This is a genomic window from Candidatus Krumholzibacteriia bacterium (genome assembly GCA_030748535.1).
Classification (GTDB): Bacteria; Krumholzibacteriota; Krumholzibacteriia; order JACNKJ01; family JACNKJ01; genus JASMLU01.
The window spans coordinates 230,736-248,810 of the sequence record JASMLU010000001.1 but is presented as its reverse complement, the minus strand read 5'-3'; the positions used below and the strand labels follow the sequence as shown (position 1 = coordinate 248,810).

General features: G+C 56.6%; 22 protein-coding genes. All 22 read left to right on the top strand.

Annotated features, from left to right (window positions below; genetic code table 11):
- The 22 genes from fliG to QGH30_01095 all read left to right on the top strand — a co-directional run bounded on the left by fliG (position 1) and on the right by QGH30_01095 (position 18,056).
- Positions 1 to 1,044, top strand: coding sequence for a flagellar motor switch protein FliG (fliG, locus tag QGH30_01200; protein ID MDP7020956.1), 1,044 nt, complete (start codon positions 1 to 3; stop codon positions 1,042 to 1,044).
- A complete protein-coding gene (locus tag QGH30_01195) occupies positions 1,037 to 1,687 on the top strand; it encodes a FliH/SctL family protein (protein MDP7020955.1) in 651 nt (216 codons plus the stop codon). Before fliG ends, QGH30_01195 begins: the two co-directional genes overlap by 8 nt.
- Positions 1,668 to 2,981 (top strand): FliI/YscN family ATPase, encoded by a 1,314-nt coding sequence (locus QGH30_01190; protein MDP7020954.1) that lies wholly within the window; start codon positions 1,668 to 1,670, stop codon positions 2,979 to 2,981. Before QGH30_01195 ends, QGH30_01190 begins: the two co-directional genes overlap by 20 nt.
- Entirely contained in the window at positions 2,982 to 3,428 is a 447-nt protein-coding gene (locus QGH30_01185) for a hypothetical protein (GenBank protein MDP7020953.1), read from the top strand.
- A gap of 21 nt (positions 3,429 to 3,449) precedes the next feature.
- Complete coding sequence (locus QGH30_01180) at positions 3,450 to 3,980, top strand: hypothetical protein (protein ID MDP7020952.1); 531 nt, start codon at positions 3,450 to 3,452, stop codon at positions 3,978 to 3,980.
- Positions 3,977 to 4,858 carry a flagellar hook-length control protein FliK gene (locus QGH30_01175; protein MDP7020951.1) on the top strand — a complete coding sequence of 294 codons (882 nt, stop codon included), beginning with the start codon at positions 3,977 to 3,979 and terminating at the stop codon, positions 4,856 to 4,858. Before QGH30_01180 ends, QGH30_01175 begins: the two co-directional genes overlap by 4 nt.
- A 9-nt stretch (positions 4,859 to 4,867) precedes the next feature.
- On the top strand, positions 4,868 to 5,545 hold the full coding sequence (locus QGH30_01170) for a flagellar hook capping FlgD N-terminal domain-containing protein (protein ID MDP7020950.1): 678 nt from the start codon (positions 4,868 to 4,870) through the stop codon (positions 5,543 to 5,545).
- A 3-nt stretch (positions 5,546 to 5,548) separates the two neighbouring features.
- Entirely contained in the window at positions 5,549 to 7,573 is a 2,025-nt protein-coding gene (locus tag QGH30_01165) for a flagellar hook-basal body complex protein (protein MDP7020949.1), read from the top strand.
- Between the two features lie 6 nt (positions 7,574 to 7,579).
- On the top strand, positions 7,580 to 7,816 hold the full coding sequence (locus tag QGH30_01160) for a flagellar FlbD family protein (protein MDP7020948.1): 237 nt from the start codon (positions 7,580 to 7,582) through the stop codon (positions 7,814 to 7,816).
- Positions 7,817 to 7,824: 8 nt separating this feature from the next.
- The gene (locus tag QGH30_01155) at positions 7,825 to 8,613 is read left to right on the top strand and encodes a motility protein A (protein MDP7020947.1); all 789 of its coding nucleotides are present in this window, start codon (positions 7,825 to 7,827) and stop codon (positions 8,611 to 8,613) included.
- The gene (locus tag QGH30_01150) at positions 8,610 to 9,326 is read left to right on the top strand and encodes a flagellar motor protein MotB (protein MDP7020946.1); all 717 of its coding nucleotides are present in this window, start codon (positions 8,610 to 8,612) and stop codon (positions 9,324 to 9,326) included. Before QGH30_01155 ends, QGH30_01150 begins: the two co-directional genes overlap by 4 nt.
- A 22-nt stretch (positions 9,327 to 9,348) precedes the next feature.
- Positions 9,349 to 9,843 carry a flagellar basal body-associated FliL family protein gene (locus tag QGH30_01145; protein MDP7020945.1) on the top strand — a complete coding sequence of 165 codons (495 nt, stop codon included), beginning with the start codon at positions 9,349 to 9,351 and terminating at the stop codon, positions 9,841 to 9,843.
- A gap of 10 nt (positions 9,844 to 9,853) precedes the next feature.
- Entirely contained in the window at positions 9,854 to 10,792 is a 939-nt protein-coding gene (locus QGH30_01140; GenBank protein MDP7020944.1) for a FliM/FliN family flagellar motor switch protein, read from the top strand.
- 14 nt (positions 10,793 to 10,806) lie between these two features.
- A complete protein-coding gene (fliN, locus tag QGH30_01135) occupies positions 10,807 to 11,193 on the top strand; it encodes a flagellar motor switch protein FliN (protein MDP7020943.1) in 387 nt (128 codons plus the stop codon).
- A 2-nt stretch (positions 11,194 to 11,195) separates the two neighbouring features.
- A complete protein-coding gene (locus tag QGH30_01130; protein MDP7020942.1) occupies positions 11,196 to 11,633 on the top strand; it encodes a flagellar biosynthetic protein FliO in 438 nt (145 codons plus the stop codon).
- 187 nt (positions 11,634 to 11,820) lie between these two features.
- Positions 11,821 to 12,564, top strand: coding sequence for a flagellar type III secretion system pore protein FliP (gene fliP / locus QGH30_01125; GenBank protein MDP7020941.1), 744 nt, complete (start codon positions 11,821 to 11,823; stop codon positions 12,562 to 12,564).
- Positions 12,565 to 12,571: 7 nt separating this feature from the next.
- Positions 12,572 to 12,835 (top strand): flagellar biosynthesis protein FliQ, encoded by a 264-nt coding sequence (fliQ, locus tag QGH30_01120; GenBank protein ID MDP7020940.1) that lies wholly within the window; start codon positions 12,572 to 12,574, stop codon positions 12,833 to 12,835.
- Between the two features lie 7 nt (positions 12,836 to 12,842).
- Positions 12,843 to 13,619: a flagellar biosynthetic protein FliR gene (fliR, locus tag QGH30_01115; protein ID MDP7020939.1), complete on the top strand. Its 777-nt coding sequence runs from the start codon at positions 12,843 to 12,845 to the stop codon at positions 13,617 to 13,619.
- Between the two features lies 1 nt (position 13,620).
- Complete coding sequence (gene flhB, locus QGH30_01110) at positions 13,621 to 14,700, top strand: flagellar biosynthesis protein FlhB (GenBank protein ID MDP7020938.1); 1,080 nt, start codon at positions 13,621 to 13,623, stop codon at positions 14,698 to 14,700.
- The gene (gene flhA, locus QGH30_01105) at positions 14,697 to 16,772 is read left to right on the top strand and encodes a flagellar biosynthesis protein FlhA (protein MDP7020937.1); all 2,076 of its coding nucleotides are present in this window, start codon (positions 14,697 to 14,699) and stop codon (positions 16,770 to 16,772) included. Before flhB ends, flhA begins: the two co-directional genes overlap by 4 nt.
- Positions 16,765 to 17,844 carry a hypothetical protein gene (locus tag QGH30_01100; protein ID MDP7020936.1) on the top strand — a complete coding sequence of 360 codons (1,080 nt, stop codon included), beginning with the start codon at positions 16,765 to 16,767 and terminating at the stop codon, positions 17,842 to 17,844. The genes flhA and QGH30_01100 overlap by 8 nt, the downstream gene beginning before the upstream one ends.
- Complete coding sequence (locus QGH30_01095) at positions 17,841 to 18,056, top strand: hypothetical protein (GenBank protein MDP7020935.1); 216 nt, start codon at positions 17,841 to 17,843, stop codon at positions 18,054 to 18,056. The genes QGH30_01100 and QGH30_01095 overlap by 4 nt, the downstream gene beginning before the upstream one ends.
- Positions 18,057 to 18,075: the final 19 nt, after the last annotated feature.

The following is an 18,075-nucleotide window of genomic DNA, read 5'->3' as shown; positions in this document are numbered from 1 at the left end:
ATGAACGGAACCCAGACGAGTCAGCAAACGCAGTCGCGCACAAGCCGGACGGGTTTGAACCAGGCGGCAAAGCTCCTGGTGAGCCTCGGCCCGGAGGCTGCCAGCCTGATTACAAAACACCTGAACGAATCCGAGCTGGAAGCGGTTTCCAATGAGATCCTGAATCTCGGGCCGGTCACTGCGGAAGAGAAGAAACGCGTGATTTCCCGCTTCTACGAAACAGCGACAGAGCGACGCTTCATCAGTCAGGGCGGTGAGGAGTATGCAAGGCGCATCCTGAGCGCAACTCTCGGGGATCGCCGTGCCGGAGCCCTGATCGACCGTTTCCAGGAGGGTGGAGAGAACAACTTCTTCGGACAGATCAACTCCGTCGATCCACCGACCGTGGCGAACTTCCTGAAGAAGGAACATCCCCAGACCATCGCGCTGGTGCTGAGCAGTCTGCCCAGTCGTCAGGCGGGTCAGATACTGGTGAACCTGCCGGATGAAATCAAAAGCCTCGTTGCCTATCGGATGGCCACCATTGAGCGCCCGAGCAGTGAAGTGATCAGCGAAATCCAGAGTGTTCTCGGAGACTATGTAAACACGGACTTCCAGGATCTCGGGATCAAGTTTGGAGGTACGAGCCAGGTTGCGGAGACCTTCAATGAGATTGAACAGAATGTCTGGCGGGACATCCTCGATGAAATAGGCGAGATCGACTCGGACGTGGCCGAAGAGATCAAGAACCAGATGTTCACCTTCGGCGACCTGATTCTCCTCGACAACAAGTCCGTACAGTCCCTCCTGAAGGAAGTAGACAGCAAGGATCTTACTCTGGCTCTCAAGGGAGCAAGCGAGGAAGTTCGGGAACTTCTTTTCCGCAACATGTCGCGGAGGGCGGGAGAAACGATTCGCGAGGAAATGGAATACATGGGTGCGGTTCGTGTGAGCGAAGTGGAAAACGCCCAGCAACGCATCATCGATACGGTTCGAGATCTGGAGGCCGAGGGCCTGATCTACATCGAAGGACGCGGGGGAGAAGAGAGTGCCTTCATTGAATAGGAACGCCGAGAGCCTGGGGAGTGAGTCCCTTGTTGACTTCTCGCGCTCTGAAAGAGAGCGGGAGGAGGAGAGCCTTCGCAGGCATCCCTTTTACGAACAGCTTCAGCAAGAGGCCTTGAAAAGAGGATTCGAGGAAGGTCAGAGGGAAGAGAAGGCGCAGTCGCTTGCCCATCTCGAGAAACTTCGTGCAGAACACCTCCAGCCTCTGGACTCCCTTCTCCGAGCCCTCTCCGAAGAGAGAAACGCATTTCACCGGGAGAATGAGGAAGAAATCCTCTCCCTCGCTCTGGCTCTTGCCCGCCGGGTCGTACGCGCCCAGGTCGGTCTGAGCCCGCAGATTCTGAAAGCAAAGCTGGAGGCCTGTCTCTTCCAACTGGAAAGAGAAAGCTCCTATGTGCTTCGCGTGAATCCGGAGGAAGAAACTTCTCTCCGGGAGCTTCTGGACCGGGAAGAAGGGGAAGGGCTACGGGGAGTTCCCTTCCGCTTGATTGGCGACCGAAGGGTTAGCGCTGGCAGCGTAATTCTGGAGGGGGAAGTGGGAAGCGTCGAGTCGATCTGCGAAAACGAACTTGATGCCCTGGAGTCAAAACTGAGGGACTGGATCCGCACAGAGTCGAGGCAGCATGAGCAGCATTCTGACTGAGGCAAGGGAAGCCCTGAAGGGGATTCAGGCCAGCGTCCGCGTGGGTCGTGTGACGCAGGTGGTGGGCCTTCTGGTGGAAGCCGAAGGCACCCGGGCCTCGATCGGGGAACTCTGTGAACTGGATGGGGGGCGTGCTACAGAAAGTTTCCCTGCGGAAGTCGTTGGTTTCCGGGGCGAGAGTCTTCTTCTCATGCCCTACAAGTCCATGGACGGAATTCGCCCCGGCACAAAGGTTCGTCCCACGGGACACTCACTCCGCATTCGCGTGGGGGAGGACCTGATCGGGCGCGTTCTGGATGGCCTGGGCAAGCCGCTTGACGGAGGAGAAACTCCCTGGCTCCCCGACTTCCGGAAGTTACGCAGTCCTGCGCCTGCCGCTCTGGAGAGAACCCGCATTGACCGCCCCTTTGAGACCGGGATTCGAGCCATTGATTCCCTCTTGACCTGTGGCGAAGGACAGCGCATGGGCATTTTCGCGGGAAGCGGTGTTGGGAAAAGTATGCTTCTCGGCATGCTGGCCCGAAATGCCGATGCGGATGTGATCGTCCTGGCCCTGATCGGGGAACGGGGCCGGGAGGTCCGTGAATTCGTGGAGGAGTCTCTCGGTGCTGAAGGATTGAACAGAAGCGTCGTGGTGGCGGTGACCAGCGATGCGAGTGCCCTGGAACGGGTCAAGGGTGCTGAAAGCGCCTTCTCGATCGCAGAACACTTCCGTGACCAGGGAAAACGGGTCCTCCTGATGATGGACTCCGTGACCCGTTATGCCATGAGCCTTCGCGAGATTGGACTTGCCACGGGGGAACCCCCGGCCAGTAAGGGATACACCCCGAGCGTCTTTGCGGCTCTTCCCAAACTGCTGGAACGGGCAGGGACAAATCAGCACGGCTCGATCACCGGTCTCTTCACGGTTCTCGTGGAAGGAGACGATCTGAATGACCCCGTAGCCGATTCTGTTCGCTCGATTCTGGATGGACACATTGTACTCAGCAGAAGCCTGGCAAATGCCGGCCACTTCCCTGCGATTGATGTTCTGGAAAGTGTGAGCCGTCTCTTCCCGAGAGTGGCTTCCCGGGAGAAGCAGGCACAGGCAAGAGAGTTGATGGAGGCGATGAATCTGTACCGGGAAAATGAGGATCTGATTCAGATCGGTGCTTATGAGAAGGGCAAGAGCCCGGAGATTGATCGGGCCATCACTCTGCGACCCCGTTGGCAGCAATTCCTGAAGCAGAAAGTCGATGAGAGGTTTTCCCTGACTGAGAGCGACAGAATGCTCTCGGAAACCCTGGAGGGATAAATGAAGAAGTTTCGATTTCGCCTGGAGAAGCTCCTGAACATCCGGAGGCAGGCAGAAGAGGATCTCGCAAGAAAACTGTCCTCTCTGGGAGCGGAGAAACGGAACATTCTGCGCGAACTGGGAGAAATGGGACGGGAGCGACAGGGCCTCGTACAGACCCGCTCAGGCCTGCAGAAGGGGGAACTCACCCTGCCTCTCGTGGAAATGAACCGCTACCAGATCCAGGTTCTCGAAAGAGCCAGCGAGCGGAGACTCGCACGCCTGGATGAGGTGGAATCGGAAATCAGAAGGACGCGTGAGGTATTTCTGGAAAGAAGCCGGGAACGCAAGGCCGTGGACAAGCTCCGGGAAAAACGCCACCGCGAGTACCTGCAGCAGGAGCGGCAAATGGAAAGAAAAGAGTTGGATGATCAGCCCTGGCGGGGGAGTGGCACAGGGATTGCGTGAGATCAGGCATAGGGAGACACTATGAAATCGGTCATTCTCTTCAGTATCTTTAGCTTTTTTGTCGTTTTTGCCCTGACTTTCTGGATTGCAGGGGTCTTTGGAGGCAATGCAGGCGAAGAAGCACAACTTGCAGAAACCCGGGAAGACCCTCTCGATGAAATGGCCCTGGCCAGCCTCAGCCTGAAAGCAAGGGAGAGCCAGGTAAAGGCGCGGGAAAAGGAACTTCGTGTCCTCCGCGATGCCATCGAAATGGAGAAATCTGTCCTCTCCGAGGAGTTTCAGAAGCTGAGCGACCTTCGCAGGCAATTGGAGCTTTCTGTCAGTGAGATGGAAGTGAGCAAGCTCCGCAGCGTTCGAAAACTGGCCCGCGTGTACGAGTCCATGCCTCCGCGTGAAGCAGCTTCCATCCTGAGCGGCATGGATCTGGAGATCGTCCTCGCTGTGATCCGTGAGATGAAGGAAAGACAGGCCGCAAAGGTTATGGCTTCCCTCGATCCTGCGCGCGCGGCTGCCCTGAGCAGCATGATGGGCGCAATGGTTGCGGTTCGATGATGCAGCTGCGGGAATCAACACAATCCCCTGTCGACAAATCCATCGAGCAGGGGGCAAGAGAAAAACAGGAAGACAGTAAGTTCCGCCAGCTTCTGGAGAAGGCCCTCTCGGGGGCTGTTTCTCTCTTTGGCTTGAGCGGAGATCCTGTTCAGGAATGGAGCAGGGAAGAGCCGAAGACTGGGGCGAAATCCCCTCAGCAGAAAGACGGCGAAGTGCCCGTACAGTCAAGAGAAACGAGCGAGCAAGCGGAAGATCGCAGGGAAGTTGCCAAGCATGCGGAGAGCAGCAAAGGGGAGACGGCCGAGGAGAACTCCCTTCAAGAGAACAGGGGAGCAGGCAAGAGTGAGGCCCTGCAGTCCACCACATTTTCAAACCCGGGCATCAGCCGTCCCCTTCCTGGAAGCAAGAACGAATTTCTTTCTCTGGAGGCCGCCAGAATGAGCCGCAACGCAAGCGGGGTGGCAAGGGAAGTGAAGACGGCAAGGCGACCGGGTCTCGCAGAGGAAACCCTCCGAATTATCCGGATCATGGAAGCCCGCGGGGAAACTCGATATCGCGGAATCCTGAAGATCCCCCTTGGCAAATTGGGCCGCCTGGGAGCGGAAATCGAACTCGAGTCCGATCAACTGACGATTCGCCTGCTGGTTGCCCGAGAAGAAATGATGTCTCTGGCGAGATCCGAGTTCAGCCGTCTTCGGGAAGAACTGGCCCGTCAGGGCTTTGAGAATCTGAACCTTCAACTGGAACTGACTTCCGATCAGGGCCAGGGAGAAGAAGGGGAGCGAGCCGATCTCCAGGGCCCAGAAAACATCAAGTTGCAGGAATCGGAAGTCCCGAGCCGGGAAGAATGGCAGGGGCTCGTCAATACTTTGGCCTGAGGGAAGAACATGAATACACCCAGCGTAAACCACTTCAATGCCACGCCTGTCACTTCGAACAGCCGGGAGTCTCAACTGGGCAAGGACGATTTTCTGAAGCTGCTGGTGACCCAGTTGCAGCATCAGGACCCCCTCAGCCCCATGGGCAATGAGGACTTTCTTGCGCAACTCGCCCAGTTTTCCAGTGTCGAGCAGTTGGAGAATATTAACGAAGGCACACAGACCGGGCTCCTGATGCAGCAGAGTCTCGGCAATGCCCTGAGTACCCAGCTGATCGGGAAAGAGGTTCTTCTGGACGGTAGCCAGATTGACCTGATCACCGGAGCCAGTCCAACGCTGAGCTTCCAGACGAACACGAGTTCCCGGGTGACGGTTCGCATCGTGGATGGATGGGGCAATACCGTTCGCACGCTGGACCCAGGCGATGGCGAGGCTCTCGAAGCGGGAACTCACTCTCTTAGTTGGGACGGTCTGGACGACGAGGGACAGTCTCTCGCTGAAGGTAGTTATCAGGTAGTAGTAGAAGGACTGGATGCCAGCGGCAACCCTGTGTCCATTCAGGCAAGAATCTCAGGTCTGGTCGAAGCGGTTCGCTTTGCCAATGGGAGCGCATTCCTCCTGATTGACGGACAGGAACACACCCTGTCGGAGGTCATTGAGGTTCGGGCTGCCGGGGAAACGGAATAGACGATGTTCAAGAGTATTCTATCAGGGATCTCCGGCCTTCTGGGCCACCAGTCCAGTCTGGATGCGATTGGCAATAACATTGCGAATCTGAATACGACCGGATTCAAATCATCGAGGGTATCTTTCCGCGAACTCATGAGCGACGGGCTCGGGCTTGCGGGAGGCTCGCACAGTGGAAGCGGTGTGGGCGTGGCCTCCGTGGATACCTTCTTCGGGCAGGGAGCCGTGGAGACTACGGGGCGCCTGATGGATCTTGCGATTGAAGGGGACGGTTTCTTCTCTCTGGAACTTGAGGGGGAGCATTTCTTCAGTCGTGCAGGGGAGTTCGGCCTGGATGAAGAAGGTCGCATTCTCCACCTGGGCAGTGGAGCACTTCTTCGGGGGACCCTTGCGGACTCCGAAGGACGGGTTTCTGGAGGAGGCGGGATTGCAGGTCTCCAACTGGATCTGGAGCAGGTTCTTCCCGCAGAGGCCAGCAGCTTTCTGGAAATGTCCGGAATCCTGAACCAGGACTCCGAAGCTCTGGGGACGCACCTTGAAATGGGCCCCTTCTTCGTGGAATGCGCAATGGATGCCAGTCTCCTGGATCTTTCCATTGCCGGCAGGGGAGCGTCCACCTTCCCGCTGCTTGCCGGAGAAGTGATCCGACTCAGTGGCTCCGTGGGCGGAGGAATGCTTCAGGGGGAAGAAGGGGATGCCTTTCTGGTCGCAGAAGAAAGTCAGGTAGAAGATCTGATTTCCTGGCTGGAAGACTCTCTCCAGAGCCTGGACCCTTCATGCCAGATTAGCCTGGAAGCGGGACGCCTGGTCATTAGCGGCAACCAGCTTCCGATTCTCGACCTTGCCCTGGAGGTTGATGGTAATAGCGATTTTGAGGCGGCTCTCGAGTTTTCGCCGGTGATTGAAGCAGGAGAAAGTGGCAGCAGCCTTGGCTCCTTCCTGCAGGCGGCCACGGAAGATAGCCTTCTGGCAGATCTCTACAATGCTTCCGGGGAAGCTCTCTCGGGAATGGATAGTGAGTTCGGAATTGCAGGCCTGGAACTTCTCGGAGAAGTGGAACTGGGCGGACAGCTTCGGACAGAGACTCTGCTGGCAGATAGCGAGCGAAACATCGCCGACCTCTTGACATTCCTGGAAGATCTCAGTGCAAGTGGCGAAAGCGAGGAGAGTGGTGCAAGCATCGACCTCGAGGGTCGCATCCACCTGCAGGGCCACGCCGGCTTGTCTTCAGAACTCTCCGGGCTGACTCTAGGAGACTCCCTTGGCGAAGTCGACTTTCTCGAAACTTTCCAAGCCTGGGAGACTCAATCCGCCCGGGATGCCGAGAGCCATGTTCTCAGCCTCCAGTATGTGGATCTTGAGGGAGAGTCCCGGAGCCTGAGTTTCCAGTTCACCCGGGTAGAAGGGGAAGAGGGAGACAGCCTCTGGACCTGGCAGGCAGAGTCCGGGGATCTTCAGATTCGCTCCGGGGGAAGCGGAACCCTGAGATTCGACTCCGCTGGTGAGTTGAAAGAGTTCCGATTTGAGGGGGGATTATCTCGCCTTGAGATCTTGAGCAGCGATGGCAGAGCACAGCTTCTGAACCTGCAAATCAGCGAATCCGAGTCGATTCGCATGGCAGAGGAAACTTCCAATCTGGGCATTTCGAAGAAGGATGGGGAAGTCGAGGGAACTCTCGAAGACCTTGAGATCTCAGGGGAAGGCATCATCAGCGGACGCTTCTCCAACGGAATCACTCAAACCCTTGCGCGCATCGAGCTTGCACATTTTCGGAATAATCAGGGAATGAAGCGTCTAAACGATAATTTGTATTCAGAAACCGGCGATTCCGGCCGACCACTATGGATGAGCAGGGAGCCGGAATCCAGTTCTGTGAGGATCATTGCGGGCGCCCTTGAGAAGAGCAATGTGGATCTTGCCCGCGAGTTTACACAGATGATCACCACACAGCGTGGTTTCCAGGCCAATGCGAGAGTGATCTCCATCGGAGATGAAATGCTGAGCCAGGCCATTCGCCTGAAACGCTAGGAAGCCATGATCAAGCTGACCCGACTCAACGGAAGAAGCCTTCTCCTGAATGCGGATCTCATTGAATTTGTAGAGGAGACTCCTGACTGTCTGATTACGCTTTGCACAGGCAGAAAGATCATGGTTCGCGACAGCATGTCCGATGTGCGAGAGAAGATTCTCGATTACCGGAAAGAGATGAAGGGCGCATATCCGGTTCCTGCACTCATGGAAGACGAGAGTACCGAAGACTCTGAGCAGTAGGAGCGCGCGTGGATATCGCAACCCTGATTGGCCTGGTCGGCATCACGATTGTGCTCGTGATCCAGTTGTTGCTGGGGGGAAGCCTCCAGTCCTATCTTCATTTTCCGGCCTTGATCGGCACTCTTGGTGCCTCGATCATGGTTCTCTTTGTCAACTTTTCCCTGCCCCGGGTTCTGCGCGCCTTTCGGGTCGCCAAGAACAGTTTCACACAGCCTCTCGAAGACACTCTCGGCACCCTGAATACCATCGTTTCCTATGCAGAGATCGCCCGAAAGCAGGGAATGCTGGCTTTGGAAGATTCCTCGGATACGGAAGAAGATCCCTTTCTTCGGAAATGTCTCCGACTGGCCGTGGACGGAACCGATCCCAAGGTGCTTTCCCGCATCCTGCAGGTGGATATCGAACAGGTGGAAACCCGGCACCAGAACGGGCAGGAGATCTTTCGGGCTCTGGGCACTTATGCACCGGCCTTTGGGATGATCGGTACCCTGATCGGCCTGATCCAGATGCTATCGAATCTTGAGGATCCTGCCAATATCGGCAGTGGCATGGCGGTCGCACTCCTGACGACCTTCTACGGCGCCTTGATTGCCAATGCCTTTGCTCTTCCGATTGCCGGGAAGCTGAAGAACCGATCCCGCTCCGAGGTCAACCTGAAGTGGATGATGGTCGATGGTATCCAGGCCATTCAGTCCGGCGACTCTCCCCGCGTGGTGGAGGAAAAGCTGAAAAGCTACCTGACTCCCGGACTCCGGGAGGTCATGGAGGCCGAGAAAGAAGCGAGGCTTGAGGAGTGAATCGCAAGCGAGAGAGAAATGAGGACGAAGCCGGAAGTCCCGCATGGCTGGCAACCTTCGGCGACATGATGACCCTGCTCCTGGGTTTCTTTGTGCTTCTCTACAGTTTCTCCTCCCTCCAGGAAAGCAAGTTTCACGACGCCATTTCCAGTCTCAAGGGAGCTCTCGGAGTGCTGGAAAGTCACCCCAATCTTCCCCTTTCTCCCGACCTGGTGAAGCTGCCGGACAGCCCTGAGGTGATTCGGCAGATCCGGGAGAGGAGTCGGGAGCTGGAGAAGAAGGTCGAGGCCCTCAAGCAGTCGGATGAAGTGATCATCAGTCGCACGGAGAAGGGACTCGCCATTCGCCTCGACTCGAACTTTCTCTTTGATCTCGGGAAGGCCCACCTTCGTCAGGCGGCTCATCCCATGCTGGAGGAAGTAAAGGGCAGCCTGATCAATCTGCCCAACGCAATCCGGGTGGAGGGCCATACGGATGACCTGCCCATCAATACCGCACAGTATCCTAGCAACTGGGAACTGTCGGCGGCTCGGGCTTCGGCTATCGTCCGTTTCTTTGAGGAACGGGGAGTTGATCCGCGGAGGATGAGTGCGGCAGGCCTCGGAGAGTGGCGACCGGTGGTCAAAAACGATTCAGCTTCCGGGAGACAAAAGAATCGTCGAGTGGAGATCTTTCTGGACCTGGTGGCACCGGATGCGGAATCCGGGAGCTGAAAGCGACAAGTGGAGGTAGAATATGCTTGAGAAGAAAGCTGTAACTTCAAGCAAAACAAGTGAGTCGAGCGATCAGAAGATAAGCGGAAAGGCCCGTGTCTCCTGGATGGCCCTGATCCTTGTCCTTCAGATTCTCGCAGCTCTTGCCGTGGCACAATTCCTGATTCTGCCGGCCCAGGGTCGGGATCCCCGTCTTTTCGGGAGTTCTGAGGCACGAGGGAGCATCCTGATGATGGATGACCTCGTGGTTACCCTGAATGAGCCGGAAGGCCCCCGTTATCTCAAGGTCTCCCCGGGTCTTGAGTGCGAGAACTCCCGGGTCGAGAAAGAGGTGAAGAAGAGGATGCCCGAGCTTCGGGATCTTCTCATCGCCGGCCTCTCGAAGCGCAGCATGCCTGAATTGTCTGCCCAGGGAGGACGGGAGCACCTGAAGAAGCAGTTGCTCGAGGAGTTCAACGGAACTCTTCGCAGTGGAGAGCTTCTGAACATCTACTTCAGCGACTTTGTTATGCAGTAGGAGCGACGACATGCAGACTCTCGATCGGAATGTGAAACCCGATGTGGGCCAGTCCTATGACTTCCGCCGTCCGATCCAGATGTCCAAGGGCTTCGAAAGAAACATGAACATGGTCGCCGATTCCTTCACGAAACTGGTGACACTTTCCCTGAACAATTACCTGAGAATGCCAGTCTCCGTCAGGAGTCACGGCGCACGGCAGGTTCTCTTCGAGGAATTTACCTCCGGGATCAGTAACCCCTCCTGCATCAACATCCTTGGACTATCGCCTCTGAAAGTGCCGGGGATTCTGGAGATCGAACTGAGCCTGGTTCTCACCATGGTGGAGAAACTTCTCGGGGGCCGATTTCTCGGACAGGATCTGAGCCGCGAGTTCACCGCCATTGAAAACCGCATTGTTCGCAAAATCATCCTGAGGATTCTCGAAAGTCTTGAGGACGCCATGCTTCGGCTCTTGAAGGTGGAGGCCAGCCTCTCTGCGATCGAGCACAATCCTGACTTCACCTACATCATGAACTCAAACGATCCCTGCCTGCTTCTCCAGTTCGACATCGAGCTGGGAGATTATCAGGGGCACATGAACTTCTGCGTTTCCCTCTCCAGTCTCGATGCCGAACTGGGGGGCGATGGCAGCGCCGGATTCCGGGATGTGAGAAGCAGTGAGGAGAGAGCCCGCGATGAGGACAGAATTCGCGGCGTCCTCCAGGGTACGCCCACGGAACTGGCGATTGAGGTCGGAAGGATTCCCCTTCCTTTCGAAGAGATTCTAAAACTGGAAGTGGGGCAGGTCTTCAACCTGAGAAAGCTCAAGGATGAGGCTCTTCTGGCCCGTTCAGGAGATTGCCCGCTATTCCTCGGGAGTATGGGACGAAACCAGAAGAAGGTGGCTTTCAAAATCAGCCACCTCCTACAGAAAGAAGCCAAGGGCGAGAATGGAGAACAGGGATGAACAAGGATAATCTCATGAATCAGAAGAATGAGACGGAGTCCAGCGTCAGCACGGCTACGGAAACTCAAGATGAAAAACTGGAAACCTATGACAAGAATCTGGGTGAAAAACCCGATGCCTCTTTCTCCCGTAGCGGCGAAAGTGGGGGACTGGACATGCTGAGCAATGTGAAGCTGGAAATGACAGTGGAACTCGGCCGGGCCCGGATGAACATCGGCGAAGTCATGCAATTGTCCCAGGGTTCCGTCATTGAACTGGACAAGATGGCCGGGGAACCCGTGGACCTTCGGGTCAACGGTGTCTTGCTCGCTCAGGGCGAAGTGATCGTTATGGATGATGTCTTCGGCGTTCGCATTACTCGTCTGGCACAGAAGCCCGAACACGCCATGCCCGGTCTTTGATCATGAAGAGCCTGATTCAAAACGGGAAGTACTGGAGCCTGGCCATTGCCAGCCTGGCAGTTCTTGCGCTTCTCAGCCTCCTTCCTTCCAGTTCGGAATCCTTTTCCCTGCTGTCCCTGCTTCGACTGGGTCTTGCCATGCTGGCCATCCTGTCCCTGATTCGCGCAACGCTGCCTCATCTCCAGTCCGCGAAAAAGGGAGGTCGGGATTCGCGAAATCGCCTTCGCCTGATGGAGACCATTTCGCTGGGCGGGAAGACCCGGATCAGTCTGATTCGCGTAGATCGAAAAGACTATCTGCTGGGGATCTCCTCCGACAGCGTCCGCCTTCTTGCTGACCTGGATTCCCCGCAGAGGAAGATCGAAGCCCTGGAGGAGGAAAAGCTGGAAAAGAGCAGTGCAGAACTGCAGACCCTGCTGCGGCAGGCGAGTCCCTTCTAGCCCCTCTTCTGAATGATTTTCGACCAGCGCGGCTCTCCTTCGGGAGGGCCGCGTTTTTCTTTTGGATATTGGCATTTGCAAATGACTGTATCTAAAAGACTTGGCAGCGAACATCTCGTCTCTCCTTTCTCTCCTTTTCGGCATGTCCCTTGTAAAGAAGGCGCAGGAGCCATTCAGGGAGAAGCGAATGCGCCGCCAGATTCTTATCATTGCAGCCCTCACGGGTCTTGTCCTTGCGACTTCCGTTCATGCGGTTTCCCTTCCGGGAATCCAGATCGGAATCGGTGAGGGGGAGTCCACGGGGAATCTCAGCACCTCTTTGCAGGTGCTGATCGGTTTGACCATCCTGTCGCTGGCTCCGGCCATCCTCATCCTCATGACGGGCTTTACGCGGATCGTGGTCGTCATGGGATTCCTGAGGCAGGCCATGGGAACCCAGCAGATGCCGCCCAATCAGTTGATCATCGGTCTCTCTCTCTTTCTGACCTTCGCCGTCATGAGCCCGGTTTTCGAGCGGGTTCACCAGGAGGCCATTGCGCCTTACCTGGCTGAGGAGATCGAGGATCGCGAGGCTCTGAAGAAGGGCATGGAGCCGCTTCGTCACTTCATGCTGGCCCACGCACAGGACAAGGATCTCGAGCTCTTCCTGAAGATGGGAAACCGGGATGTCCCGGAGAGCCGGATGGAGACCCCTCTTACCGTCGTGATTCCCGCCTTCGTCCTGAGCGAACTGAAGACGGCTTTCCAGATCGGCTTCGTTCTCTACGTTCCCTTTCTCGTGATTGACATGGTGGTGGCTTCCATCCTCATGAGCATGGGAATGATGATGCTTCCACCCGTGATGATCTCCCTGCCCTTCAAGATATTGCTCTTTGTCCTTGTGGATGGCTGGAACCTCGTGGTTCGCAGCCTTCTCGTTTCCTTCCAGTGAGGTTGAAATGACAGAACAGTTCATCATCGATCTCGGCCGTGAGGCCCTCCTGGTGACCCTGAAGGTGGCCGGCCCGATGCTGGCGGCCGCCCTGCTGATCGGTCTTGTGGTCAGCATCTTTCAGGCGGTGACGCAGATCAACGAGATGACGATGACCTTCGTCCCCAAGATTATCGGAATCCTGCTGACCGGAGTACTGGTCCTGCCCTGGGTTCTCGGCGTGATGGTGGCCTTTTCCCGCAGGCTCTTCGGCCTGATCGGAACGATGTGAGGATCTGATGGTCTGGCCTGTGATCACAGAAGAAGCCCTCCTGAGGTTCCTCCTGGTTCTCTCAAGAACGGCGGCCTTTTTCTCCGTTTTCCCTGTGTTCGGGGGAGGCGGGGTTCCGGTTCGCATCAAGGCCGCAACGGGCGCTGTGATTGCCATCCTGATCTATGGAGCCATTCCACCCCTCCATCATGTTCCCTCCTCCGGACTTGAAATGGGACTTCTGGTGGCAAGAGAGACGCTCTATGGCCTGATGCTCGGAGGACTTGTTCACTTTGTATTCATGGGGGCACAGTTTGCAGGGCAGGCCGTGGGCGTTCAAATGGGACTTTCCCTCGCCGGCGTCTTCGATCCCAATACCCGGGAAACCGTGGGGGTGAGCGGACGCTTCTATTACCTGCTCGCTGTTCTCCTCTTCCTCGGGCTGGATCTTCATCACCCATTCCTCGCCGGCCTGGGAGAATCCTTCCGTCTTCTCCCCATCGGCGATTCCCGGGTGGCGGTTGCCGGGCTTCAGCACTGGGCAGAACTGTCTTCGAGCGTATTTCTGATTGCCGTGAGGATGAGTCTCCCGGTGATCGGCACTCTCCTTCTGGTGGACGTATCCCTCGGCTTCATGGCGAGGCTGATTCCCCAGATGAACATCTTTCTGGTCGGTTTTCCCCTGAAGATCGGGGTCGGCATTCTGGCTCTGGCTCTCGGGATGACCGCTGCAGGCAAGTTCTTGAAAGCAAGTCTGGAGACTCTACTCCGTGACTTTCACTCTCTCATGAGTTGGATGACGTGAGATGGCAGAACAGTCGCATCAGGAGAAAACAGAACTCGCCACCCCTCGCAGGCGCAAGGAGGCGAGAAAGAAGGGGCAGGTTGCCAGAAGCACGGAACTGAGCAGCTTCGCGGTGATTCTTGCCGGACTACTTTCTCTTTTGGCTCTTTCCCCTCTCTTTCTGGAGAAACTGCTCGGAATCCTCACTTCTTCCCTGTCCTTTGAGGGTCGCCGGCAGGTCAGTGCTGAGCATTATGACTCTCTGGTCCTTCTCTGGACGGAGCATGGGATTGCCGGAATCCTGCCCTTCTGGGGCATCCTGCTATTTGTAGCCTTCGGGATCGCTGCCGTGCAGGTCGGTCTGCACGTGCAGTGGGATCAACTGGCGTTCAAGGGAGAGAGGATCAGCCCTCTTCGTGGTTTCAAGAGAATCTTCAGCATTCGAAGCGGCTTCGAACTCATCAAGAGTCTTCTCAAGTTTGCAGTGCTGCTGACCCTGGCCTGGATCACGCTGAATGGTGAAAAGGACAGCCTGATGAACCTGGCCGCCCTTGATCTCGGCCCGGCCCTATTGCTTCTCGGCAGCGTAGCCTTGAAGCTCTGCTTCCGCCTGATCCTCCTACTTCTGGTGCTGGCAGTCCTGGATTACTCCTTCCAGCGCTGGAAGCATGAGAAAGACATCATGATGACTCGACAGGAGCTGAAGGACGAACTCAAGGAGTATGAGGGAGACCCTCTGGTGAAAGGTCGCCTCAAGGCTTTGCAGAGAGATATTTCCATGCAGAGGATGATGGAAGATGTAAAGAAGGCCGATCTGGTTCTCACCAACCCGACCCATTTCGCCGTGGCCCTCTTATATGAGGAAGGGGCGAGTGCTCCGAAAGTCGTGGCCAAGGGACAGAGGAAGGTGGCCGCCCGGATCAGGGAAATTGCCAGGGAGCATGGAGTCGCCGTGGTGGAGAACAAGCCACTGGCCCGTGCCCTGTATGCAGAAGCAAAAGTAGGGGAGTCGATTCCCCTGAAGTTCTATCAGGCGGTGGCCGAGGTATTGGCCTGGGTGTATCGCCTGTCTGGCCGTGAAGCCGTCGGGAGTGGTGCATGAGCGAGATCGCCTACGCAAAGGGACTGGACCGGATCCTCCGGGGGAATGCGAGCATTCTGGTGGGGGTCGCCCTGATCGGGATCCTCTCGATCATGGTGCTGCTTCTGCCGCCCGGACTTCTGGACGTCCTCCTCTCCTTCAACATTACCTTTGCCCTGATCATCCTGATGGTGACCTTCTATGTAAGGGATCCCCTCGGGATCAATATCTTTCCGACACTGCTGCTGTTCCTGACTCTCTTCCGGCTTGCCCTGAATGTGGCGAGTACCCGTCTCATCTTGCTTGATGGATATGCAGGCAAGGTGATTGCCTCCTTCGGTGCCTTTGTTGTCGGCGGGAATCCGGTGGTGGGAATCATCATCTTCAGCATTCTGGTGGTCATCCAGTTCATTGTCATTACCAAGGGATCCGGGCGAGTTGCGGAAGTCGCTGCTCGCTTCACACTGGATGCCATGCCCGGAAAGCAGATGGCGATTGATGCCGATCTGAACGCGGGACTGATTGATGAACGGGAAGCGAAAACGCGCCGCGAGAGAATCGGCAAGGAAGCAGATTTCTTCGGAGCCATGGATGGTGCTTCCAAGTTCGTACGGGGCGACGCGATTGCGGGAATCATCATTACGCTGATTAACATCATCGGCGGCTTTGTTATCGGTGTGGCCCAGCAGGGCATGAGCTTCAAGGAAGCCCTGAATACCTACACCCTGCTGACCGTGGGTGACGGGCTGGTCAGTCAGATTCCCGCTCTGGTGATCGCAATCGGTGCAGGTGTCGTGGTGACCCGGGGGCGCAATGAGCAGGACCTGGGAAGCGACTTCATTCGTCAGCTCTTCAGTCAGCCGAGGGCACTGGGTATTGCTGGCTCCGCCCTTCTCTTTCTCGGAGTTGTGCCGGGGATGCCGAGGCTGCCATTCTTCATGCTGGGACTGGGGAGCATTCTCCTTGCCTGGCGCAAGCACAAGGAACTTCGCGCGGAGGAGGCTCGGGAGGAGCAAACAGAGGACACGACAGAAAGCGACCGCGATCCTCTGGAAGCCCCCGGCTTCTTCCAGGTGGACCGACTGGAACTGGAGATCGGTTACGGTTTGATACCTCTTGCCGACTCTTCCCGCGAAGGAAATCTCCTGCAGAGAGTTACGGGAATCCGCAGGCAGCTGGCCCGGGAAATGGGTCTTTTCGTCAGCCCGATTCGCATTCGGGACAACATGAACCTTGGCCCCAATGAGTATTCCATTCACATGAAGGGCATCGAACTGGAGAGGGGAGAGATTCTCCCGGATCATCATCTCTGCATTGCATCCCCTGAAGAGAGGGGCGACCTGCAGGGAATTGAGACCCGGGAGCCCGCCTTCCAGTTGCCTGCCATCTGGATCCCGGAGAGGGAGAGGGAAAAGGCCCTGTCCCTCGGGCTGACTCTGGTGGATTCCGCTTCCGTGTTGTGTACGCATCTCTCGGAAATCGTTCGCCGTCATGCCGATGAGATCATGAGTCGCGAAGATGTGAAGCATCTGGTCGATGGAGTCCGGGAAGTGGCTCCCTCCCTCGTGGATGAACTGATCCCTTCTCAGGTAAATCTCGGCTTTCTTCAGGGCATTCTCGGAAACCTGCTACAGGAGCGAGTTCCCATTCGGGACCTGGTCACGATACTGGAAACCATCGGCGATCATGCCGGGCAGAGTGCAAGTACAGACTTCCTGTCCGAGAAAGTTCGCGAAGCGCTGGGCCGGGGGATCGTCCGGGAATACCTGGACAAGAACGACACGCTGAACGTGATGACCCTGTCCCCGAAAGTGGAGGATCTCTTTATGGAGGCTCTCAAACAGTACGGGGAAACGGGGGGGATATTTCTCTCTCCGGAGCATGCGGACAGTTTCAAAACAGGGATTCGCCAGGAGGCGGAGCGCATGGCGAGACAGGGCCTGCAGCCGCTCATCCTGGTCTCCAGTCCGATTCGACTGGTTTTCCGGAGATTTACTGAAACCCTTCTTCCAGGCCTGCCGGTACTGGCCTTTACCGAAGTGCCCTTGGGAACGGAAGTCAAAGCAATGGGGATGGTGAACCTGCATGAATAGTCAAACAATCCACGCAAGTGACATGGGCGATGCCCTGAGGCTTGTCAAAGAGCGACTGGGGCCGGATGCCTATATCCTGGACTGCAGCACCCGGAAGGTGAAAGAGGCTGATTCCCTGCTGCCTCGACAGGAGGTCATTCTGACCGCAAGCCGCCAGGCTCCGGAATCGGTCGCATGCAATAGTGCCTATTCCAGAAAGCCCTTGCCGGAGCATCAAAGAGTCTCTGATGAGCTTCTCAGACTCGAAAATCTGCTGCAAGCGCTCGAAGAACAGGAACTGAAGTTACAGTCCCCGGAGAAGAGGGCCTATCCGCTGGAGAGCTACCTGAGAGAGTTCGGGCTCTGGGAAAAGAGCATCCGGCACTATGCGCAGGACTTTGAAGCGGAAGCTCCCGCAGTCAATCTCGGAAACCGGAATGCTGCGATTGAGCGACTCGGTGACCTGGTTCGGATTCCGCAGAAGATTGATCCTGACAAGCTTCGGGGCATTCATCTTCTCTTGGGAAATCCGGGGGTCGGAAAAAACAGCCTCGCAAGAAAGGTGGCTTGGCAGGTGGCCCAAACGGGAAGTCGCGTTGCGGTCATCGCCTATGGGAATCGGGAAGACGCAGAACTGTCTTCTCTCTCCGAGTGCGGAAGGGAAGGGAACTTTGACACGGCCTTTGCGCCGGATCCCGAGAGCCTTCTATCTGCGCTTGCCCATCTGTCGGAAATGTCTCTTTGCCTGGTGATCATGCCGAGTCTGGAGCCGGCACAGTGGGACCTGGTCAGAAGTCTGGAGAGAGGTCTGGGCGATGCCGTTCTCCATGTCCATCTCCTGGTGGCTGCCGATGGGGGCTGGAGAGGCCTTGAGGATGCTGTCTCCCGGGCTGACTTCCTCTCCCTTACTCGAAGTGACCGGGATGAGGTTCTTCGCCCGGTGCTGGATCTTCTTCCTTACGGGGACTTCCGACTTGGCCTGATCAGTAGTGGCGCAGGAGAGGACAGTGGTCTGTCTCTTGCCGATCCGTCCACGCTCTTCCGCGCCATGAAAAGGGCTCTTGAAGCCGGTGCCGGGGAGAGTGACAGATGAAGCCACTGATCTGGATACCGAGATTGAGCCTTCTGGGGGCAATTCTTATCACCCTCATTTCCTTGAGTCGGGGACTTCCGGCTCTGGCTTCCCTGGAAAAGGGAGCCCTTGGCTACTTTTTCCTCTACACGGTCAGTCTGCTGATGAGCCTGCTCTGGAAGGTCCTGAGTCGCAAGCAGAAGGAGCGTGGCATGGAAGGTGCAAGTTCATAGCAGGGCAAGATCCCTGAGG